This is a genomic window from Flavobacterium phycosphaerae (assembly GCF_010119235.1).
In the GTDB taxonomy this organism is placed as follows: domain Bacteria; phylum Bacteroidota; class Bacteroidia; order Flavobacteriales; family Flavobacteriaceae; genus Flavobacterium; species Flavobacterium phycosphaerae.
In genome coordinates this window covers 1390303-1413516 of the sequence record NZ_JAAATZ010000001.1, presented here as the reverse complement: position 1 = coordinate 1413516, position 23214 = coordinate 1390303, and the positions used below count along the sequence as shown (strand labels likewise).

At 36.8% G+C, this 23214-nt stretch carries 18 protein-coding genes and 1 pseudogene; 3 read left to right on the top strand and 16 right to left on the bottom strand.

What is annotated here, in order from left to right; genetic code table 11:
* The first annotated feature begins 32 nt into the window (after nt 1–32).
* Both GUU89_RS06265 and GUU89_RS06260 read left to right on the top strand, forming a co-directional pair.
* A complete protein-coding gene (locus tag GUU89_RS06265) occupies nt 33–263 on the top strand; it encodes a hypothetical protein (protein ID WP_162127120.1) in 231 nt (76 codons plus the stop codon).
* A gap of 191 nt (nt 264–454) precedes the next feature.
* Nucleotides 455–1288 (top strand): mechanosensitive ion channel family protein, encoded by an 834-nt coding sequence (locus GUU89_RS06260; protein ID WP_162127119.1) that lies wholly within the window; start codon nt 455–457, stop codon nt 1286–1288.
* A gap of 57 nt (nt 1289–1345) precedes the next feature.
* On the opposite strand, the gene GUU89_RS06255 is transcribed toward GUU89_RS06260, so the two are convergent.
* The 7 genes from GUU89_RS06255 to GUU89_RS06225 all read right to left on the bottom strand — a co-directional run bounded on the left by GUU89_RS06255 (nt 1346) and on the right by GUU89_RS06225 (nt 9834).
* Nucleotides 1346–1735, bottom strand: coding sequence for a hypothetical protein (locus GUU89_RS06255; RefSeq protein ID WP_162127118.1), 390 nt, complete (start codon nt 1733–1735; stop codon nt 1346–1348).
* Entirely contained in the window at nt 1732–2394 is a 663-nt protein-coding gene (locus tag GUU89_RS06250) for a hypothetical protein (protein ID WP_162127117.1), read from the bottom strand. The genes GUU89_RS06255 and GUU89_RS06250 overlap by 4 nt, the downstream gene beginning before the upstream one ends.
* A gap of 5 nt (nt 2395–2399) precedes the next feature.
* On the bottom strand, nt 2400–4787 hold the full coding sequence (locus GUU89_RS06245; protein ID WP_162127116.1) for a DUF5686 and carboxypeptidase-like regulatory domain-containing protein: 2388 nt from the start codon (nt 4785–4787) through the stop codon (nt 2400–2402).
* A 13-nt stretch (nt 4788–4800) separates the two neighbouring features.
* Entirely contained in the window at nt 4801–5934 is a 1134-nt protein-coding gene (locus GUU89_RS06240) for a hypothetical protein (protein WP_162127115.1), read from the bottom strand.
* Nucleotides 5935–6378: 444 nt separating this feature from the next.
* The gene (tsaB, locus tag GUU89_RS06235) at nt 6379–7044 is read right to left on the bottom strand and encodes a tRNA (adenosine(37)-N6)-threonylcarbamoyltransferase complex dimerization subunit type 1 TsaB (protein ID WP_162127114.1); all 666 of its coding nucleotides are present in this window, start codon (nt 7042–7044) and stop codon (nt 6379–6381) included.
* 12 nt (nt 7045–7056) lie between these two features.
* Nucleotides 7057–8385 (bottom strand): efflux RND transporter periplasmic adaptor subunit, encoded by a 1329-nt coding sequence (locus tag GUU89_RS06230; RefSeq protein ID WP_162127113.1) that lies wholly within the window; start codon nt 8383–8385, stop codon nt 7057–7059.
* Nucleotides 8386–8388: 3 nt separating this feature from the next.
* A complete protein-coding gene (locus GUU89_RS06225; protein WP_162127112.1) occupies nt 8389–9834 on the bottom strand; it encodes a TolC family protein in 1446 nt (481 codons plus the stop codon).
* Between the two features lie 197 nt (nt 9835–10031).
* Between GUU89_RS06225 and GUU89_RS06220 the strand changes: the two genes are divergently transcribed.
* Nucleotides 10032–11423 (top strand): DUF4403 family protein, encoded by a 1392-nt coding sequence (locus tag GUU89_RS06220; protein WP_162127111.1) that lies wholly within the window; start codon nt 10032–10034, stop codon nt 11421–11423.
* 11 nt (nt 11424–11434) lie between these two features.
* On the opposite strand, the gene GUU89_RS06215 is transcribed toward GUU89_RS06220, so the two are convergent.
* The 9 genes and pseudogenes from GUU89_RS06215 to GUU89_RS06175 all read right to left on the bottom strand — a co-directional run bounded on the left by GUU89_RS06215 (nt 11435) and on the right by GUU89_RS06175 (nt 22687).
* Nucleotides 11435–11692: a hypothetical protein gene (locus GUU89_RS06215; RefSeq protein ID WP_162127110.1), complete on the bottom strand. Its 258-nt coding sequence runs from the start codon at nt 11690–11692 to the stop codon at nt 11435–11437.
* Nucleotides 11682–12284, bottom strand: coding sequence for a DUF420 domain-containing protein (locus GUU89_RS06210; RefSeq protein ID WP_162127109.1), 603 nt, complete (start codon nt 12282–12284; stop codon nt 11682–11684). Before GUU89_RS06210 ends, GUU89_RS06215 begins: the two co-directional genes overlap by 11 nt.
* Nucleotides 12277–12962 (bottom strand): annotated as a pseudogene (locus GUU89_RS06205) (SCO family protein). Before GUU89_RS06205 ends, GUU89_RS06210 begins: the two are co-directional and overlap by 8 nt.
* A 12-nt stretch (nt 12963–12974) precedes the next feature.
* Nucleotides 12975–13631 (bottom strand): TlpA family protein disulfide reductase, encoded by a 657-nt coding sequence (locus GUU89_RS06200; protein ID WP_162127108.1) that lies wholly within the window; start codon nt 13629–13631, stop codon nt 12975–12977.
* 77 nt (nt 13632–13708) lie between these two features.
* Nucleotides 13709–14065 (bottom strand): cytochrome C oxidase subunit IV family protein, encoded by a 357-nt coding sequence (locus GUU89_RS06195; protein ID WP_162127107.1) that lies wholly within the window; start codon nt 14063–14065, stop codon nt 13709–13711.
* Nucleotides 14066–14085: 20 nt separating this feature from the next.
* Entirely contained in the window at nt 14086–15117 is a 1032-nt protein-coding gene (locus tag GUU89_RS06190) for a cytochrome c oxidase subunit 3 (RefSeq protein ID WP_162127106.1), read from the bottom strand.
* Between the two features lie 43 nt (nt 15118–15160).
* Nucleotides 15161–15751, bottom strand: coding sequence for a cytochrome c oxidase subunit 3 (locus tag GUU89_RS06185; RefSeq protein ID WP_235921993.1), 591 nt, complete (start codon nt 15749–15751; stop codon nt 15161–15163).
* A 1-nt stretch (nt 15752) separates the two neighbouring features.
* On the bottom strand, nt 15753–16655 hold the full coding sequence (gene cyoE, locus GUU89_RS06180; protein ID WP_162127105.1) for a heme o synthase: 903 nt from the start codon (nt 16653–16655) through the stop codon (nt 15753–15755).
* Nucleotides 16656–16783: 128 nt separating this feature from the next.
* Nucleotides 16784–22687, bottom strand: a complete 5904-nt coding sequence (locus GUU89_RS06175; RefSeq protein WP_162127104.1) for an SdrD B-like domain-containing protein — start codon at nt 22685–22687, stop codon at nt 16784–16786.
* Nucleotides 22688–23214: the final 527 nt, after the last annotated feature.

Here is a 23214-nt window from a genome sequence, read left to right as displayed (position 1 = left end):
ATTGTTATTATTAATCCATAAAACTAACAATCATGGGATTTGGAGATTTTTTTAAAAATTTATTCGGCGGCGCCAAAGGAAAAGCTGCTGATACTGCTGAAAATTTTGCAGAAGAAGCCATAGAAAAAGTAAAAGAAATGGCAGAACCAATGATGGACAAAGTAGAAGAATTTGTAGAAACGGCCAAAGAAAAAGTAAGCGAGTACGTTCCTCAAGCTGCTGATACCATAGACAACGTGGTAGAGAGCGCTAAAGAAAAATAAGCGAACTAACCGATAACGCTGAAGAAACTGTAAAAGAAAAAGTAAGTGCCTTTGCTGACGATGCTTCTGAGAATGCTGAAGAAGCTGTTAAAACTGTCACAAATCGCGTTGAAGAAGACGCTGATTAATTACTTAAATCATTATTTTTGCACCCTAATTATCCCGATTCGTCGGGATTTTTTTAGTAGTATATGGAAAAGAAAGAACTGCATTATATTCATTCGTTCGGAGAATATATAGATCGATTTATCAGAGCGTTAATTGATTATTCCCCCAAATTGATTTCGGCATTTATCATCCTTTTTGTTGGGTTGTATGCTATCAGAATCATCAATCGTTTGGCCAAAAAGATTATGCTGAAAAGAGAACTCGACCCTACTTTATCTAAGTTCTTAGCCGATAGTTTACTTTGGGCGCTGCGAGTTCTGTTGTTTGTAACTTTCATTTCAAAATTAGGCATCGAAACTTCTTCATTTGTTGCCATACTAGGGGCGGCCGGTTTAGCGGTAGGCTTATCATTACAAGGTTCGTTATCTAATTTCGCCGGTGGCATGCTTATTATTTTGTTCAAACCCTTTCGTGTAGGTGATACTATTGAAGCGCAGGGAGTTGTTGGAGTAGTCAGCGAAATTCAAATTTTTGTAACCAAATTAATTAACGGAAACAACCAAACCATTTTTGTTCCGAATGGCAATTTATCCAACGGAACGATTATCAACTACTCGATGGCAGGAATGAGACGAGCCGATTTGCTATTTTCGCTTTCTTATGAAACCAATATAAAAACGGCCAAAGAAATTGTTTTACAAGTGATGGAAGCCCATCCAAAAGTTTTAAAAACGCCGGCACCAACAGTATCGGTAAGAGATTTGAGTGATTCTGCTATACATTTATCTATTAAACCTTGGTCAAAAAACGCCGACTTTGGCGATATGTGCTCGGATATTTTAGAAAACTGTAAAGAAGCTTTTGATTCGGCCGGAATTGTGATTCAGCCTTATGTTAGAGAAGTAACCAAAGAATAAATTAAAAAAGCTCATTATTTAAATGAGCTTTTTTTAGTTGTGGTTTTACATAACACTTTACTCGTCTTTTTTGATGGTAATTGTTATGTCTTCATCGAACTTATACTCGCCTTTTTTAAAAGTATCTTTATTTGCCAGTATTACTTCGTAAGTGTATACCCCTTTTGGTATTTCGAAGAGGCATTCTTTGCCGTTGTTTTGTATGACCATATCTTTTTTAACATCATTATCTTCTTTGTCCTTTCCGGTTATTTTAAATGTAATCTTATCGGACAATTTGTTTTTAATACACAGCATCAAAACGGTTTTATTGTCTGAAGATTTATTCCCTTTTAAAAAACTCAGTCCATTAACTAAGACACTTCCGGCCTGAATGGTTTTCTCGAAATCAGACTGTGAAAATGACACCAATGGCAATACTATAAGTAATAAAAAATATTTTTTCATGTTTTTTCTGCATTAAAATTAGCTTCAAATATTTTTGAAAAAAGTTTACCTTCCTGAAAAAAATCAACCGGATAATAGAGTAATTCATCTCTGCTCAATACGGCTCTGTAAAATGATTCCAGCTTCATTTTTTTGGGATGGAAGTTGAATTTAGTTGAATTGATAACCTTAAGTACTCTTGAGCAAAATTCCGAACAGTATAAAATGTTGTCTTTTTCATTAAGTTTAAACGAATAATCGAAATACACTTTCCTACTGCTGTACTCATGACATATTTTCTTTAATTTCAAAAACTCTTGTTTGTTGCTTTTGCATTTCCAAATACTCAGATAATATGCTTTTTCACAAACAAATGACTTCAAATTATCAATTACCAATGCGGTCTTGGTCGTATCACAATCAATCACGTTGTAGATTCTCATCTTATTGTTTTCGACAAACCCTATGCCTACGTGAGTTATGTAACGATCATTTGAATTGAATTTTTTAGCAATCAAACCCGACTTTGTCTTGGTGCCTCTGCTGAAAAGATAAACAGTATTGTCTTCAAATTTTAAATTATCAATACTGTTTTGAGAAATGGCGTCGAAAGTAAAAAGCAATAAAAGTGTCAGCAAACAACAGCAAGACTGTTTTGCATTTATAAAATCCGGTTTCATGATTTTTATTTTATGGAAAAATTTAATGTGAATTTGAAAACAAGATTGTCTTTAAATTCCGGATTAGCATAATAACCATACCTGTAATAAGTTCCGGCGCCAAAGCCTATATTGGCTATGTTAAGACAATTTATCTTAATCAAATTATCCACCTGAAGTCCGGTTTCCAAAAAGAGTTTGGTTTTGGTTTTAAATGCGACAAATTTGTGATGCGTTAAATCAGAAAGTGCTCCCCAACCCAAATTGTTATGCCAGGATAAAATTGGTTGAAATTTATTTTTCTTAAAAAGCAATCCGCCAAAATTATGTGAGAGAAACAAATTAACGTATTTGTCAGATAAAAACTCATACGGTGTCATCGTTTGGAAAGTATTTTTCATTATCAGCACAACACTTTTATCATAACTCCCTTCTCCTGTAAACAACAATCCATAAGGTAGTGATTGATCAACATATCCTGCTTCAGCCCTGTAAGTTGTTGTTCCCAAATTTTTAGTAAATACCGACTGTTCTATAGCCAACTCTATTTTATTGTAATTAAGATTGCCCTCGAAAAGATTTTTGAAGCCTCTAGAGTAAGAAATAAAAACCACTGGGTATTGGGTTCCGATGCTAATATTTTGATTTAAAGAACTAATAAATTTTTCTTTATAAGCAAATCTTAGATTTAAATCTAAAGTGCTGTTTTTGTATCCGGTATAACTTTGACTGCCATTGTTGAATTCATAATTATATTTCGGATTCGTTTTGGTTTGATTCAACCTTAAATCCCAAAGAAAATAATTAAAACTTCTGAAATGAATGGAAACTCCAATCTGATTAAATTGATCGTATTGATAGCCAATAAACTTTCTGAAATTAAAGAAATCGTTCAGGGATGATTGAATCCCCAGATACCCGGTTTCAATTAAATTATTTTGATATTGAAGCCCAAGATTGAATTCATTTTTTTTGGAAACTTTGACAATAACTTCGCCTCCGTATTTTACTTGTTCATCCTTTATCCCATACCCCAAAAAACCACCTATACTGATTTTTTTAGCAAAACGATCATTGGTATAAAAACCTGTTCCAATTCTTAAATTTTCATATTTATTGACCATCAAAGTTTTTGATAAATCAATATCTACATATTTCAGAGGAAATCTATTCTGCATCAGCTTTTCCATAATAGACAAATAGGAGTCAAAATTCATTTTCGCACCTATACTGTCAATGACGCGGTAAGTCTTCTTGTCAATACTGCTCAAACTTTCAACACGATGTTTGTCCCAAAACACTGAATCTCTGGCAGCAGCATGCTCGTCTAACACCACAACTTGATTGGAGAATTGCTTTTTATCCAGAGGCAAATTCAGTTTAACATTGGTTATATAAGTTTTCCCGTCAAGTGTTAAGGGTCTTTTTGGATTTGGATAATCGTTGAGTTGTATAGCAAAATTTAATTGTTCCGGAAACCAATATTCCTCATCGTTTAAAGCATATTTCTGTTGAATCTTAATATCAATCCTCCCTTTTTCAGCAGGCGATGCTATGACATTTTGAACAGCATATTTTTTGGTATTTATGTATAACAACCCTTTTAAACCATCAAAATTCTTGTGAGCCCTTGGTTTATAAGAAATGATATAAATGGTGTCTTTTTCATTAGTTAAAGTATCTTCAATATGAAATTTATACTTCTTTATACTGCCTTTACTGATGGGATTAAGATAATTCACATTGAAAAATTTAATATTATCATTATAAAAGGAGAACGGCTGAAAATCGGTAGCAATAGAAGCAAAGGTAGGATCTTTAAATCCTGACACTCTTGTAGCTATTACTACTTCATTACTCAAATCAGGGCTCATGAACTTCCGCTCCGTTACTGATTCCATCATAAAAAAATGACTTTCTTTTATTTTTTTCCTGAATTTTATACTGTCATTTTTATTCTCCGATAACGATTTATAATCACAAATGATTTTGTTATAGCTTGAATATTGGAATGATTTTAAATGCTCGGGATTATTTTTTTCTTTATTGGCAATAACCTTAGTTATAATTTGATTGGCAAGATAATCCGTAGCATTTACAACAACTACAGGCAATTCATTATGAGATAATGTTAATTCAAAAACCACCTTTTTACTGTTTTCTTCATTAACTTGAAATTCGCCTATTTCGTATCCGACATAGCTACAAACTATGACTTCATTTTTTGAAACATTGGTAAAAGTAAACTTACCATTAACATCAGACATCACATAGATGTTGGTGTTTTTTATACTTAAGTTAGCAAAAGCTAAAGGCTGTTTTGTTTCTTTGTCTACAACAGTACCTTGAAGCAAAGCTTGACCATAAGATATATTCAAAAATAAATAAACGAAAAAGGCGAATTTATACTTCATAAAAACTAAAGAATTAATCTTTAAAAGAGCCAAAAACAGCTCCTATTATTGATCCTGCAATGCCACAAAGTGGACCACATATAGCATGTCCTACTATTAACCCGGTGATGGCTCCTGCTGCTTCACAAGGATTTGGCCCTGTTCCACCATTCACCGTACATCTACTCAAGGCAGATGTTTGGTTTAAGTTTTCGGTTATTGCCAATGAAGTTAAAACCAATTGACTTTCCGTTTCGGGTAATTTAGTATTCTTAACTTTTTGAACTAAACCTGAAAAATCAGGAGAGTTGGTTTGGGATGCTAATAAAATCTCTTTTGAAAATTCGCTTAGCTTTGAGTTCATCACCACTTCTTTAAAATTAGATGTCTTGATTGCATTAACTGTTGCAGCTGTAACTTCCTCATTAATTTCAGCTTTCAGAGGTAAGACCCCAAGATAATAATCAGTAGTCTCTTTATCAATTGATTTAATCTTACCTTCATTATAATCTTTTTTCAAAATCTTAACAGAGGCAACAAAATCAACTCCCACTTTATTATATGGATTACTCTTATCGGATTGTGTATCCTTTTCATGACCTCCAATAATGGCTCCAATACCTCCTCCAATTATTGCACACGGAATTCCACAAATCACATTTCCGATAACGGCACCAACAGTAACCCAACACACCCAACATCTATTAGCGTCGTTTGAAAATACTTGTGGATTTGTGTGTACAGCATTCAAGATTGCTAAAGTGGATAAAACCGTTTCTTTTTCAGCTTTTGAGATATCACTTTTGTTTACATCCTCAACAAGATCTTTAACGTCAGCTGTCTTTAAAGATTTCAGTAAAATCTCTTTTGAATAGTCTGATAAGTTTGCTTTTTTTATAACCTCTTCACTATCAGAATTAGTAACATTTCGGACAATTTCTGAAAAGTTATCCAACGAAACTGAATAACCTAACGATAACTTTTCAGAATAATTATCTAACAATTGCTGGTTAATGTCTGTAATTTTTCCATTATTGTAATCTGTTGATACAACTTTATAGGCTCCTAAAAAGTCATCTCCCACTTTATTATATGGGTTATTTTCTTGGGCTAATGCACTAAAGGCAAAAGAAACTGTGGCCATTATGCCGAGTATTGATTTTTTCATACTTTTGTTTATAATTTTTTAATTATTTGCAGTCTTATCTTTTGTCTTCCAAAACATGTTAAGGTAAGGCTGCTTTTTTTGTTTGTTTGATTCCACTGAAGCTTACCAACAAACTCTCTAAATAAACTTCAGAATCTGAAAATGTCACAACAAAAGAGATTACTTTTTGTTGCGTGTCACATTGTGGAGGTAAACCACAGCAATACCAATTATCTTTCTTTTGGGATTTGTATTGTAAATTTAATAAGTTACGATTGAATTTTACTACACAAAAAGTGTACATTTTGTTAAAATTTCAAAAAAAAACAAAAAAAACAGCTAAATAAGTAAACTATTTAACTGTTAGAATAATTTCAGCAAAGATCTGATATAGAAGAGAATTAAAATAGGTTGATTAAAATATAATCATTCAATCCCATGTTTAAGTGAGGGAAATAATGATTATTATTTCTTAGTCGGGAGCATAAAATCTTTCAGATAAAAGGGTTCAAAGTAGGCCACATCTTCAAATTCATTTTGGAGGAATTTGGCAAAACTCAAAGCGCTCATTTCTTTGGCGGAAGGAAAGATAACTTCAGGAAGGAAGTTGAAATTAGCCGCTGTCAAGACTGTTTGGCATTTCTCCTGACAATCGCCAACAATATATATAGTTTCAGTGATGTCGGCATAGCTTTTATCGGTTAAGACTTCGGCCTGGACTTCCATTATTTTATGATGATTACTGTCAAAAACAGCACTGTAGACTTCCATTCTTCTTGCATCCAGCATGGGAACAATTAAACCGTTTTCAACCGAAACCTGTTGGGCTAGAACCTGCAACGTATCTACCGAAATCAACGGAATTCCCAAAGCATAACACAAGCCTTTAGCTGTAGAAACACCAATACGCAAACCAGTATAAGAACCGGGCCCTTTACTGACGGCAATGGCTTTAATCTCCTGAAAATTGACTTGTGATTTTTTTAAAATATCTTCAATAAACACATGCAATTTTTCGGCATGCGAATACCCTTGTTCGGCAATTTCCTGATACAAAACCGTTATTCCGTCTTTAGCCAAAGACACCGAGCAATTTTTAGTTGCCGTTTCTATATTAAGAATGTAACTCAACTTGCGATTAAATTAATTTGTTGAAACGGTAATCGAACTGTCGCCTTTTTTATCTTTTTTCTCCGATCCCTTTTTTGAGGTTACCTTGTCGCCCGAATTTAAATCTTTGGTAACCGTGGTATAAGGCCCTGTAATAACAACATCGCCTTTCTTTAATCCGGAGATGACTTCAATATTCGTATCGTCCTGAATACCGGTTTTAATCACTCTGATTTTAGCTTTGTTGCCCACTTTTACAAAAACACATTCGTATTTTTTATCACTTTTGGCTTTGACTTTTTCGCCTTCGTTTACCTCTTTTACTTCAAATTTCTTCGTAGCAGCAGTGTCTGATTTTACAACAACCGAGCTGATTGGCACACCAATAACTTTTTCTTTTCTTTTGGTAATGATATCCACCGTAGCAGTCATTCCGGGACGGAACGGCGAATAACTGGCCGGTTTACCTTCCACTAAGTCCTGATACGATTCTTTTAATATTCTGACTTTCACTTTAAAGTTAGTTACCTGATCTGCACTAGTAGCGGTACTGGCTGAATTGGAAATACTGGTTACAATTCCTTTAAATTCTTTTTTCAAATAAGCATCTACCTGAATTTTAGTACTGTCGCCCACGCTGATTTTTACAATGTCATTTTCATTCACATCCACTTCTACTTCCATATTGTTCAAATTGGCTACACGTAATAATTCGGTTCCCGTCATTTGTTGGGTTCCTAAAACACGCTCTCCCAATTCAACTCCTAAAGAAGAAATTGTACCGTCTGCCGGTGAATAAATAGTGGTTCTGCCTAAATTATCTTTAGACTCTTTTACCGTTGCGGAGGCGCTTTGCACATTAAAATAAGCTGATTCTTTACTGGCTTTAGCTACTTCAAAAGAGGCAATAGCTTTGTCCCAATCCGATTTTGAAATGATGCCTTTGTCGTATAATGTTTTGTTTCTTTCGTAGTTGGCTTTGGCTTCTTTGAAATTGGCATCGGCCTGACTCAAACCGGCTTTACTTCCTGAAAATTCAGAAACCGAACGATTCAATCCTGAAGTATAAAGCATCGGATTGATTTTTACCAGCAAGTCTCCTTTTTTAACTACTTGACCTTCTTTTACCGGCAAGGCAATAATTTCACCGGAAACTTCAGAAGATATTTTTATTTCTATTTCGGGTTGTATTTTTCCGGTAGCCGAAACCGTTTCCACTATTGTAATTTCATCTGCCGCAGCAGTTTCAACAGCTACGCCTTCATCGTTATTACCGATAGTTCCATTTTTTTTCAGCACGATTAAAACTGTAATGGCTACAACCAGGATACCTACTAACCAGTATATTTTCTTTTTTGACATGATTTATTGTTTTTGAATGATTGGGATTCCAAAATAAAGTTCGACTACTTTCATTTTAAAGATGTAGTCGTATTTGGCACGAATAACATCCGATTGTGCTGTGGTGTAAAGTGTTTGCGATTGATTAAAATCAAAAGCATTCATCATGCCCACAGCGTATTTTTCTTTGGCATAATTAAAAGCCTCTTGTCTGGCTTCTGCCGTAGTGAGAGAGGCTTCATAAGTATTCAAAGCGCCTTTAGCATCAGTGATAGCTTTGTAAACATTGGTTTCTAAATCCAGTTTAGCTTGGGTAAAGGCATTTTTAGTTTTTTCATAATTGACTTTGCTTTTCTCCACATTGCCTCGGGCTGAAAAACCATTGAAAATTGGAACATTCAACTGTAGTCCGAAATTATGCCCTTTGTTGTCACTGAATTGTTCAAAGACCGGAGCGGCTTTACTGAAAACCGGTAAATAATTAGGTTGCAATACATTTTGTCCCGTACCTTCCACTTGTCCGATTATAGAAGTTGGCGAAGCAGCATCGATTGTTGCCCCGGTAACTCTGTCCGAATAACTGGCTCTGGTACTAAAACTGTAGAAACCGGTTAAAGTAGGTTGCATTGCCCCTCTGGCAATTTTGATATCTTTTTCGGCTATATCTAAATTACTTTGTGCAATTTTGATTTCCACACGAACCTGATTTGCTTTTTCTACAATAGCTTCCGGAGTTTCAGCCATTACAGCACTGGGCTTGGCTTCCATATCTACATCGGCTATGTCAAAATTTTGAAAGTCTTCTAAATTCAGCAATTGCGCCAAACTTAATCTTGAAATCAGCAAACTGTTTTCTGCCGCTACTGTTTTTTGCTTATCAGCAGCCACGGTTGCTTTCATATCTAACAAATCTCCGCGAGGCACCACACCGGCATCTACTAATTCCTGTGAACGAACTAATTGTTTTTCGTCGTTAGTTAATTGTGCCTGCTGAACTTTTAAATTCTCTCGATTGAAAAGGATATCCAAATAAGCATTGGCTACATACAAAGAGATGTCATCCTGCATTTTGGTCAATTGGTATTGAGCCGCCAATTGTGATAATTTGGCTCTTCGTAAACGGTTTTGATTTTGCAAACCGTTATAGATAGTAATGTCCGAATTCAGACTGGCTGAAGTATATTGAATCGTTTGATTCTCTAATAAACCGGTAGTGATGTTTTGATTTAAACCGATATTCCAAGAGTGAGAAGCACCGGCATTTAAACTCGGTAAAAAATTTCCAATGGCTAGTTTTTTATCAATATCGGTAGTTCTGGCATCCAGTTCCGATTGTTTGATGGAGATATTATTTTTGAGGGCATATTCCACACATTCCTGTATGGTCCATTTCTTGACTTGAGCTGAAACAGTGGCTCCAAAGAGCAAAACAAAAAAGAGTAAAAAGGAGTTTATTTTTATTTTTTTCATAGTAATTCTGTTAGAAATGGGCTCTTTCTCTACTAAACAAAGATATAATTTTTGTCTTTTAATTATTACTTAAAGAAGCACAAATCTTAGACTTTACTTTTTTAATTATGTTACACCATTATTGTTATTTTACGTTTATTTTTGTCACCCGAAACCTTTAGGTTGAATTGTACAAGTAAAAATTTCAGTACCAATTTATGTCATTCTTAAAAACAACGTTATCTATTGCATTACTGGCTGTGCTTTTGAACAGCTGCTCTACCACTCAAAAAATCGAAGCTTTAAAACCTCTGCCCACAGATGATGCCCCAATGGTGTACAAAACCAAAACTTCGTTTGTGAATATGCCTTTGGAAATTACGCTGAAAGAAATTGAAAACCAATTAAACAAAACGCTGACCGGACAGATTTATGACGATTCCAATTTGGAAGATGATAAAACTGAAATGAAAATTTGGAAAACTGCGCCAATTAAATTGGTTGAAAAAAACGGCAAAATCCAGACGATAATTGCTTTAAAAATTTGGGCAAAATTCAAATACGGAACTGATTTCATGGGACTGAATGACACTCGAGAAATCAATTTGAACGGTGTTTTTACTGTCTTAAGCGATGTAAAATTATCAAACTGGAAACTCTCAACCCTTTCCAAAATTGAAGATTTCAACTGGTCGGAAAGCCCATCAATAGTTGTTGCCGGAAGAAACGTCCCGATTACTTATATCATCAATCCGACACTCTCTATTTTTAAATCCAAAATGTCTAAGAAAATTGACGATGCTATAGAAGATTCCTGCGATTTCAAGCCTTATGTATTAGATGTTTTAGAAAAAATGAGTACTCCGTTTTTAACCAGCGAACAATACCAAACCTGGTTCAAACTGATTCCGGTAGAAGTATATGTTACCGATGCTGTTTTAGAAAAAAATGAGATTAAAATGGATTTGGGACTCAAATGCAATATGCAAACGATGGTGGGTTTAAAACCTAAAAACACCTTTGAGAGAAGCGCCATCGAATTCAAAGCAGTAACCAAAGTTCCGGATAAAGTGACGGCAAATGTGGCGGCTATATCCACTTATGAAAGTGCGGCGCAACTAATCACTTCCAACTTCAAAGGCAAAGAATTTGCAGCGGGCAGCCGAAAAATTGTAGTGCAAAATGTAGGTTTATGGCAGCGAGACGGCAAAATTATCATAGCGCTCGACATGACCGGAAGCATTAACGGCACCATTTATCTTTCGGGGATTCCGAATTACAATACCATTACCAAAGAAATCTATTTTGACCAAATGGATTATGTTTTAAACACCAAAGGTCTATTGACTCGAACGGCCAATTGGTTGTTGCAAGGTGTGATTTTGAAAAAAATTCAGGAGAATTGTCGCTACTCTATCAAAACTAATTTGGAAGAAGGGAAGAAGAGCTTAACACCTTACTTAAATAATTTTTCACCTATGAAAGGGGTCTTTGTAAACGGAACGATGAATGATTTTGAATTCGAAAAAGTAGAAATCACCAATAAAGCCATCATTGCTTTTATAACCACTACCGGAAAAATGAGTGTGAAAATTGACGGAATGGAGTAAAAAGCCTTTCGTTAAACCGCTTTCTTTTTAACATACATTTTATAGACTACCAATCCGATAACAGCCACCAAGATATAAGGAATGGCCATCAGGAAAACGATACCGTCATTCACGGCTTCTACTTTGGTTTTATTTCCTGAACTTTCTAAAGCGGCACGGCACATAGCACATTGCGCCGAAGAGACAATAGGCGTTAAACAATAGGCAATAAGCAATAATATTATTCTACTTATCCCTTTTCCCTTTTCTCTTTTTCCTTTAGTTAGCATAATAAGGTGAAATCATTAAATAGACGATTACTCCGGTGACAGCCACATAAAGCCATATAGGAAAGGTTATTTTGGCCAACTTCTTATGTCTGTCAAATTGTTCCGCCATGGCTCTCACGTAAGTAAACAGTACCATCGGAATGATAATAATTGACAACAGTATATGGGTAAGCAAAATGAAATAATACACAAACCGAATCGAACCTACTTGGATCTTTTCGGCAGCATCTAAAATTCCGTCACCATTGGCATCACCGAATTTGGTGTCACTGGCCGTCATATGATAAGCCACATACATCACCAAAAAAATCACCGAACAACCTATAGCCATCGTCATTAGTTTCTCGTGACGAACTCTGTTCCCTTTCTTAATCGACATTACGGCCAAAATCAAAAGAATAGCTGTAATTCCATTAATCGTAGCATAGATTGGCGGTAAGAAAGACAGTGGCTCTACCTGAAACCCAAAATCCTTTAGCTTTACTGAAAACAAAACAGCAACTGCAATCGGAATTATTATGGATACGGCAATAATGGCTCCTCTGAATTTTTTCTCTAAGGTTGGGGTTGATTGTGCGTCTGAATTACTCATTTAATAGTTTTTTAATATCTTCTGTAATGGCTTTCACTCCTTTTTTTTCCAATCCGTCGTAATATAAAATTGGATTGCCGAAATCATCTTTTCTACAACGAATGTTTCCTTTTTGTCAATAAGTGCAAAAAGACCTGAATGTTCAAATCCTCCGCTTATGTTTTTATTTTCGCCGGCATACAAATTGAATCCTTTATTGGCTATATCAAAAATGTATTTTTTATCTCCTGTTAATAAATGCCAATTCGATGATTTTACTCCAATTTTCTTAGCATGTTCTTTTAGGATATCGGAGGTGTCGTGTTCAGGATTAATAGATATCGAAGCAATTCCGAAATTTGGATTTCCGAAGAATTCATTTTGAATATCGACCATGTTTTTATTCATAATCGGGCAAATAGAGGGACAGGTTGTGAAGAAAAACTCCACCACATACACTTTACCCATATAACTTTTATTGGAAATTTTAGCCCCATTTTGATCGGTTAAAACAAATTTGGGCGCCGGACCAATTTTCATCAAACCGGTTTCAGGATTTTTGTGATTGGAAACAGCATCCAAACGGTCGCCTTGTACCACAGTATTATTGGTGATTCTATCAACTATTCTCGGTATGAAAATGATTCCGAAAACTAAAACTATAAAAGCTAATCCGATATAGGAGTATGATTTTTTCATCTTTGTTAAACTCTAAATTTTTCTATCAGCGTTATTTCTTTTCAAAGCCAAACGGTATTCAGCCAATATAATTTTGACGTCATCCATCATGTCGTTGTGCAATTCGGCTGCCGAGGTGGTATTGTATCCTTCTTTGTATTCCGGTGCTCCTTGAACGCTTTTACCCTTTCGACCGCGCAGGTTTCTTTTCTTATCAATAATGTAAACCATGGGTGTTCCTGAGTTGGAATCTAACTTGCCTAACAGTTTCAAATTGGCAAAATAAGATTGAATGTCAGAAGTTGGTGCAAATACAAAATGATAGCCCGAAACATTGGTCAGACCGCTTAGTTCTTTCAGCAGTCTTTTGGCTTGTTCCTGAGTACCATCAGGAGCAATAAACACAAACTGGAAGTCTTTAAATTCTCTGTATTTGTTATAAATCTTTTGATTCAGCGTAAAAAAGTTACCGCTGTTTTCCATCAAATTTTGACCGGCAAAACCTAATATGGTTATTTTTTTATTGAGTGTTACCGTTTCCCCGTTCAGCGATTTCCATTGGGGATTAACATCCGGAATTGTTTTGGTAATGGTAGGCAGTGTGATAAAACTGTTGACGCCTGATGCAAAGAAAAGATACGCTACAATTGGCAAAATAAACAGTACAAAAAGGACAATATTTTTTTTCATTTTAATTACGAAAAACAGATGTACAAAAATAAAAAAATCCCGATGGAATCGGGACTTTTTGTTGAATTAATATAGTGTTAAAAATTCCATTTAATGGTAGAGTTTTTAAAAACCTCATAAATGTAATCGGCTTCAACCAATAATATAAAAAGTAAATATAATACAAGGAAAATTACGGTGGCTACTACAGCCCAACGCAAACTGCTTTTCTCACCTTCCATGTGCATAAACGCCCAAACAATGTAGTACGCTTTATACAAGGTTAATATGATGAAAACCCAGTTTAATAAGTTCATGCTAATGAAATTGTGCATGAATAAAAAATCTGGTCTTACGATCCCTAAAAATACCTCAACTGTAGTTACAACAGACAGCAAGGCAAAAACCATCCAGATTCTTTTTGTATTTGATACGTGTTCGTGTGCGTGTGACATAATGTAAGCTTTCTAAAAAATTAAACTAAGTAGAAGAATGTAAATACGAATACCCAAACTAAATCAACAAAGTGCCAATAAAGTCCAACTTTTTCTACCATTTCATAAGTTCTTCTTTTCTCATAAGTTCCTAAAAGAACGTTCAAGAAAATGATAAAATTGATAACCACTCCCGAGAATACGTGGAATCCGTGGAAACCTGTAATGAAGAAGAAGAAATCAGCAAACAATTTACTTCCGTATTCGTTTCTTTTTAAGTTAGCTCCTTCTACTACTATATGAGCGTTTCCAACTAACACTTCCGATTCGGCTCTGTTAACAATCTCTCTGTGTTTGTTTTTGTTTAAGCCCGGTTGTAATTTAGTATTAGCTTGGTCTTCTTTAGTGTCTCTGTAGATTTTCTCTGTTCTTACTAATAATTCAGGATGTGCTTTGAATCCTGCTTGTACTTCAGCCACTGAATAACTGGCTAAAGACTCTTCGCTTTGCATAAACCATTTACCATGGCTTCTGGTTAACTCTTCTCTTTGTTCCGGTAAGTGAACAGCAAAATCTTCTAATTTTACTCTTTCACCTTCTTTGTTTACGAATTGAATGATACTTCCGCCTTTCGTTTCAACAGCACCAAACTCTCCTTTGATGAAGTTTTTCCACTCCCAAGCTTGTGAACCAACGAAGATTAAACCTCCAACAATCGTCAGCAACATATAAAATGCCACTTTCTTTTGTTTCATCTGATGTCCGGCATCAACGGCTAATACCATCGTTACCGAAGAGAAGATTAAGATAAAGGTCATTAATGCCACGTAATACATTGGTGCTTCCACCCCATGCATAAACGGGAAGTGTGTAAACACCTCATCGGCGATTGGCCAATTGTCTATAAATTTGAATCTTGAAAATCCGTAAGCAGCAAGGAAACCGGAGAAGGTTAAAGCATCCGATACGATGAAAAACCACATCATCAATTTGCCATAACTGGCACCCATTGGTTCATTTCCGCCGCCCCAAGTATTTTCAGTTTTATTTGCAGTAGTAACTGTCGCTCCCATAAAAGTTATTAGTTAAAAAGTTCCCAAATTTAGATTTTTTTTCTTATTTAAAGAAATATAAAAACAAAAACAAACAAATCCACAAGAAATCAAGAAAGTGCCAGTACATTGCACCTAGTTCAATTCCAAGCAATTGACTTGAATTGTATTTTTGTTTAAAATGATTATAAATTATGATTAAAAGTGAAATCAGCCCTCCGGCAAGGTGAGCCAAGTGCAACACAGCGATTACATATAAAAACGTAGTGGCAATGTTACTCTCCGGTCCGGTGAAATAATAACCGGCTTCAACGATTTGTCCGAAGCCTTTAAATTGCAATACTACAAATGAAATTCCGAGGGCTAACGTTAGTAAAAGGAAATTGGTGGTTGCTTTTCGGTTGTCTTTCTGAATGGCTTTTTTGGCCAAATGAAACGTAACACTACACAAAATTATCGCTAACGAACTAAGGTAAAAAGCGGATGGCAATTGAAAATCTTTCATCCAGTCCTCTCTTGATTTGCTAACTACAAAAGCACTGGTAACTCCTGCAAACATCATTGTCATACTCATCATAGCGAACCATAACAGCAATTTGTATGAACGTGCGGTTCTTGCTTTATGTTCTTCGGCGGTCATGGGTGTTGTGGCCATATTATCTTAAAAATTTATCTATTATGTAAACCAATTGTAACAAACTGATATAAGAAACACTTACCAGCATCAGCGTGCGAGCTGCTTTGGCGGTTCTCAATTGGTATAGTTTTATTGCGTAAAAAATCATCCAAAGTCCCAGTAAAAAAACCAATCCTGCCGCTACAGGCGAAAGAAATAATCTTCCGGTATAGCCCAAGCAAGGTAGTAAAGAAGCCACCAACAACCAAACAGAATATAGTATGGTTTGCAAAGCGGTCGAGGTATCTTTTTTGCCAGTAGGCAACATAAAGAAACCGGCTTTTTCATAGTCTTCGTAAAGAAACCAACCGATGGCCCAAAAATGAGGAAACTGCCAAAAAAACTGTATCAAAAACAAGGTGCCAGCTTCGATACCAAAATCATTGGTAGCCGCAACCCAGCCCAACATAAAAGGAATAGCACCGGGAAAAGCTCCGACAAATACCGAAAGTGGGGTGACTGTTTTTAAAGGAGTATAAATACTGGTATATAAAAAGATAGAAATCGCACCAAACATGGCTGATTTCGGGTTTATCAAATACAATAAAATTAAACCGATGATGGTTAGCAAGCTTGCCACAAACAAGGCATGATTGGGCGACATTCTGCCCGAAGCCACCGGACGGTTTTTTGTTCTGTCCATCAATGCATCCAGATCCTTTTCGATAACTTGGTTAAAAGCGTTGGAAGCGCCCACCATACAGTATCCGCCCACGGCTAACATCAATAAAGTGGTTACTTTTAAATCGTGAAAATCGAGAACGCCGAGCAGGTACCCGGCTATAGAAGAAAACACCACGCTAATTGCCAAACCTGCTTTGGTGATTTCTTTAAAATCAATCGCAATTTGTTTGATAGAAAATGTAGATGCGGTGGCGTCCATTAGTGGTTTTTAAAACTGGCGCAAAGGTACTTTATAGAAAATGATTTGACAAAAAAAGAATTGATAAAAAATGCAAATAAAAAAAGGGCTCCATAACGGAGCCCTCTTCTATTGAAAATTGGGTTAAATTATTTTTTTACAGAAACAATTTTCTTCACTTCGCTACCTTGGTTAGTAGTTACTCTCATTAAGTAAACTTGTCCTGATTCGTTTAAGAAATTAACATTCATCTTAATTTCTTTTTCGTTATAACCATTGTCATCCGTTAATGTTTGAACTAAAACACCTCTGATGTCAAAGATTTCAATAGTAACCGGTGACTGCTGTTCGAATTTACATTTCACTGTCAATTCATCTCTGAACGGAACCGGGTACGCATCAAATGTTGATGCCATTCTAGCGGTAGTAGTTGTAGTAGCAACCGGATCGGTTACCGAACAACCTGAAACTAAATCAATACTAGTTTGCGAATTAGGAACTAAAGTAAAGTTATTAGTAATACCGTCGTTTAGATTATCAATGCTAGTTGAGAAATTGTAAGTCACTGTTGGAGCTACACTTCCTGAATAGGTGTTTCCTTGTATTGATTTAGGATTATATTTCACTGACAATACATAAGTAGCACCAGGTATAGCATTGGTAATGGTCAAAGTTCCTTGTGAGTTATTTGTACCACTCAATACACCAGCATCCGATTTTTTACCACAATTAGGATCCCATAAGGTAATTTGGTTTGAACCGTGAATCGCCATCAATCCATACTGATTAGCTGATGATGAACTGCCTTTGCTTTCCGTTACTTTAATGGTAAAGTTAGCACTTGGTGCTACGATAGCAGTAAAGTAGAAGAATACTCCCGGAGTTACTACTCCAATTTTACCTCCATTTGCTTTATAACAAAGGTTATCTAATTCTCTTCCGTTTCCACCTTGTTTGAAATCACTACAAGTGGTTCCTGTGTGGTACGTATCTGCTACCAAACATGTTTTAACAACATTTATTGTAGCCGCTTTACTGTCACATCCGTTGATGAATTGTTTCACAGTATAAACACCAGTAGCATTTACAGTTATTGACGCTGTAGTTGTACCTGTACTCCACAACAAGCTTCCGGTATAATTACTAGCTGTAATAGTCCATGTTCCGTTACAGTTATCTACAAAATTAACTGTTGGAGCAGCAGCTTGTGTTCCTGTTACATCCCACTGACATGAAGTTGTGTTGAATGTTGCAGTCTCATAACAAGCTGTGGTTGGTTTAACCGGTTGTGTACCTATTACATCCCACTGACATGAAGTAGTGTTGAATGTAGCTGTCTCATAACATGCTGTTGTTGGTTTCACTGGTTGTGTTCCTGTTACATCCCACTGACATGATGTAGTGTTGAATGTAGCTGTCTCATAACATGCAGTTGTTGGTTTAACCGGCTGTGTTCCCGTTACATCCCACTGACATGAAGTAGTGTTGAATGTAGCTGTCTCATAACATGCTGTTGTTGGTTTAACCGGTTGTGTTCCTGTTACATCCCACTGACATGAAGTAGTGTTGAATGTAGCTGTCTCATAACATGCTGTTGTTGGTTTAACCGGTTGTGTTCCTGTTACATCCCACTGACATGAAGTAGTATTGAAGGTAGCTGTCTCATAACAAGCTGTTGTTGGTTTCACTGGTTGAGTTCCTGTTACATCCCACTGACATGAAGTAGTGTTGAATGTAGCTGTCTCATAACAAGCCGTTGTTGGTTTCACTGGCTGTGTTCCCGTTACATCCCACTGACATGAAGTAGTGTTGAATGTAGCTGTCTCATAACAAGCTGTTGTTGGTTTCACTGGTTGAGTTCCCGTTACATCCCACTGACATGAAGTAGTGTTGAATGTCGCAGTCTCATAACATGCAGTTGTTGGTTTCACTGGTTGTGTTCCCGTTACATCCCACTGACATGAAGTAGTGTTGAACGTAGCTGTCTCATAACAAGCTGTTGTTGGTTTCACTGGTTGTGTTCCCGTTACATCCCACTGACATGAAGTAGTGTTGAAAGTTGCAGTCTCATAACAAGCTGTTGTTGGTTTCACTGGTTGAGTTCCTGTTACATCCCACTGACATGAAGTAGTGTTGAATGTTGCAGTCTCATAACATGCTGTTGTTGGTTTCACTGGTTGTGTTCCCGTTACATCCCACTGACATGATGTAGTGTTGAATGTTGCAGTTTGGTAACAAGCAGTTTCTGGTTTTACTGGCTGAGTACCTGTTACATCCCACTGACATGAAGTAGTATTGAAGGTAGCTGTCTCATAACAAGCTGTTGTTGGTTTCACTGGCTGAGTACCTGTTACATCCCACTGACATGAAGTAGTGTTGAATGTAGCTGTCTCATAACAAGCTGTTGTTGGTTTAACCGGTTGAGTTCCTGTTACATCCCACTGACATGAAGTAGTGTTGAATGTTGCAGTCTCATAACAAGCCGTTGTTGGTTTAACCGGTTGCGTACCTGTTACATCCCACTGACATGAAGTAGTATTGAAGGTAGCTGTCTCATAACAAGCTGTGGTTGGTTTAACCGGTTGCGTACCTGTTACATCCCACTGACATGAAGTAGTGTTGAACGTAGCTGTCTCATAACAAGCTGTTGTTGGTTTCACTGGTTGTGTTCCCGTTACATCCCACTGACATGATGTAGTGTTGAACGTAGCTGTCTCATAACAAGCTGTTGTTGGTTTCACTGGTTGTGTTCCCGTTACATCCCACTGACATGAAGTAGTATTGAAGGTAGCTGTCTCATAACAAGCTGTGGTTGGTTTAACCGGTTGTGTACCTGTTACATCCCACTGACATGATGTAGTGTTGAATGTTGCTGTCTCATAACAAGCCGTTGTTGGTTTAACCGGTTGCGTACCTGTTACATCCCACTGACATGAAGTAGTATTGAAGGTAGCTGTCTCATAACAAGCTGTGGTTGGTTTAACCGGTTGCGTACCTGTTACATCCCACTGACATGAAGTAGTGTTGAACGTAGCTGTCTCATAACAAGCTGTTGTTGGTTTCACTGGCTGTGTTCCCGTTACATCCCACTGACATGAAGTAGTGTTGAATGTAGCTGTCTCATAACAAGCTGTTGTTGGTTTAACCGGTTGTGTTCCCGTTACATCCCACTGACATGAAGTAGTGTTGAACGTAGCTGTTTGGTAACAAGCCGTTTGTGGTTTAACCGGTTGTGTTCCTGTTACATCCCACTGACATGAAGTAGTGTTGAATGTAGCTGTCTCATAACAAGCTGTTGTTGGTTTAACCGGTTGAGTTCCTGTTACATCCCACTGACATGAAGTAGTGTTGAATGTTGCAGTCTCATAACATGCTGTTGTTGGTTTCACCGGCTGTGTTCCTGTTACATCCCACTGACATGAAGTAGTGTTGAATGTAGCTGTCTCATAACATGCTGTTGTTGGTTTAACCGGCTGTGTTCCTGTTACATCCCACTGACATGAAGTAGTGTTGAAGGTAGCTGTCTCATAACATGCTGTTGTTGGTTTAACTGGCTGTGTTCCCGTTACATCCCACTGACATGATGTAGTGTTGAATGTAGCTGTCTCATAACATGCTGTTGTTGGTTTCACTGGTTGTGTTCCTGTTACATCCCACTGACATGATGTAGTGTTGAATGTTGCTGTCTCATAACAAGCCGTTGTTGGTTTAACCGGTTGCGTACCTGTTACATCCCACTGACATGAAGTAGTATTGAAGGTAGCTGTCTCATAACAAGCTGTGGTTGGTTTAACCGGTTGCGTACCTGTTACATCCCACTGACATGAAGTAGTGTTGAACGTAGCTGTCTCATAACAAGCTGTTGTTGGTTTCACTGGTTGTGTTCCCGTTACATCCCACTGACATGATGTAGTGTTGAACGTAGCTGTCTCATAACAAGCTGTTGTTGGTTTCACTGGTTGTGTTCCCGTTACATCCCACTGACATGAAGTAGTATTGAAGGTAGCTGTCTCATAACAAGCTGTGGTTGGTTTAACCGGTTGTGTACCTGTTACATCCCACTGACATGATGTAGTGTTGAATGTTGCTGTCTCATAACAAGCCGTTGTTGGTTTAACCGGTTGCGTACCTGTTACATCCCACTGACATGAAGTAGTATTGAAGGTAGCTGTCTCATAACAAGCTGTGGTTGGTTTAACCGGTTGCGTACCTGTTACATCCCACTGACATGAAGTAGTGTTGAACGTAGCTGTCTCATAACAAGCTGTTGTTGGTTTCACTGGCTGTGTTCCCGTTACATCCCACTGACATGAAGTAGTGTTGAATGTAGCTGTCTCATAACAAGCTGTTGTTGGTTTAACCGGTTGTGTTCCCGTTACATCCCACTGACATGAAGTAGTGTTGAACGTAGCTGTTTGGTAACAAGCCGTTTGTGGTTTAACCGGTTGTGTTCCTGTTACATCCCACTGACATGAAGTAGTGTTGAATGTAGCTGTCTCATAACAAGCTGTTGTTGGTTTAACCGGTTGAGTTCCTGTTACATCCCACTGACATGAAGTAGTGTTGAATGTTGCAGTCTCATAACATGCTGTTGTTGGTTTCACCGGCTGTGTTCCTGTTATAACCCAAGCACAAGTATTAGTGTTGAATGTTGCCGTTTGGTAACATGCAATTGTTGGTTTTAGAGGCAAATAATATCCAGCATCAACATAACTAATATTTTGTCCAATGGCTAAATTAATATTAGCCACTACTCCACCTACAGCATCACTATTGGTTGCATTAGAAATAGGAGTTGAAGCAGGAGAACTCAAATAACAAGCTGGCGCTCCAAAAGTAACCATGTAAGTTCCTTGTGGTAAATTAGAAAATAAATATTGTCCACCTGAATTCGTTGTAGTGGTCATAGTAATAGCATTACCAAGACTGTCAGATCCTGTAAGTGTAACTGTTACACCCGCGATTCCTGTCTCTCCACCGTCCTGAACACCATTAGCATTGGTATCATTCCAAACGAAATCACCAATTGAACCCAAACCGGTTAAGGCAAAGTCAACGGTTACCGTACTGTTTGTTAATGAAAATACCGAAGTTCTTATCTCTCCTCCGTTAACCGCAGTACCATCGTTTTGATTATCAGTGATTATACTTGTTCCTGAGGTAAAACTATTGGTATACCCTGCAGGAATTACAATTCCAACACTATAATTTCCAGCCGGAAGATTGGTAAACAAATAATATCCGTTGGCATCAGTCACTAATGATGATCCTGTATAAACACCGGCACCATCATATAATTTTACAACAACCCCACCTAAAGCAGGCTCATTGGTATCCTTGATTCCGTTATTGTTGTAATCAAACCAAACTTGGTTTCCAAGCGTGAAAACCGTAATCTGTTTAAAACATAAATCGTCTAAAGCCAAAAAGTGGCTTTTCCCAAGCGCACCATCATTTCCGGCATTCGGATCGGTAATAGCAACTTCCATGCTCGTTACTCCGGCAGGAACTGTGTATTGTCCGCATACCTGAGTGTAAGCTGCGTTAGTTTGTGATGTTGTAATCACTTGCGAAGTTACGACCACGCCGTTCATTATAATGTTCAATGGTAAACTTGTTGGGTTTGCTTTAATATTAGCAGCATAAAAACAAAATTCATAAGTAGCTCCCGGAGTTACTGAAATTGTTTTATACCATAATCTGTCGTTGTTTGCTTTCGGGTGAGCGAGTAGCAAATAACTTCCGGAGTTAGGGCCAATACTGGCTCCTCCGCTGACATTGTTTCCATTGGTTCCGACTTTTCCTTGTCCGGAACTTAGATTACCACTGGCAATAATGACCAAATCTGTTGAAGCATTGGTTCCAAAATTACCTGTGCCGTTTTCAAAACCGCCATAATAACCGGTCTGACTTGAAGAACTTCCTCCAAGATTACATCCATTGTACTGCGTTTGCGCCTGTACCATGGTTGTCAATAAAAACAGCTGAAAAACAAAAAATAGCAAAACCGATTTTGGCTTAAACTGTTTTAAAGTGCATGTAAATTTTTCCATAATAGTTAATTAAATTAAATAACAATTTCAATTAAAATAAAAGGCAGCTTGGGGCTACTTATTTTCAAAAATCAAAAAATCAAACGAGTCTTAAATTTTTGAGAGGGCAAACTAAACACAGAAAAATATGTTAAAAAAAAAATTTTTTTCATTTTAGTTAAGACGCAAATAAAATCCGTTGAACAGCATAAGCACTAATAATGAATGATTTATTATTCACGAAAAAAACTACAAAAAAAATGCCGACCTAAAAAAAAACGCTGTTATTTGGGCGATTCTTTTGGCATTACATCGATAGTGCAAAAAAATAGTGGCGTTTAGTGTTTCCGAATTTCTCTTCTAACAATCAATTAAAAAACATCGTATTCCTACAGAAAATAAATTACTTGCCTTACCTACTAAAATAGTTATCAAAAAAAGGATGCAACAAAAAACAATGAGAGTCTCTATTTTGTCCTTTCCTGTAACTTCTGCTTTTGGCGCAATTTTTTTTCTGTTTAAAATTTCGAACCAACTTTTGGCGCAAT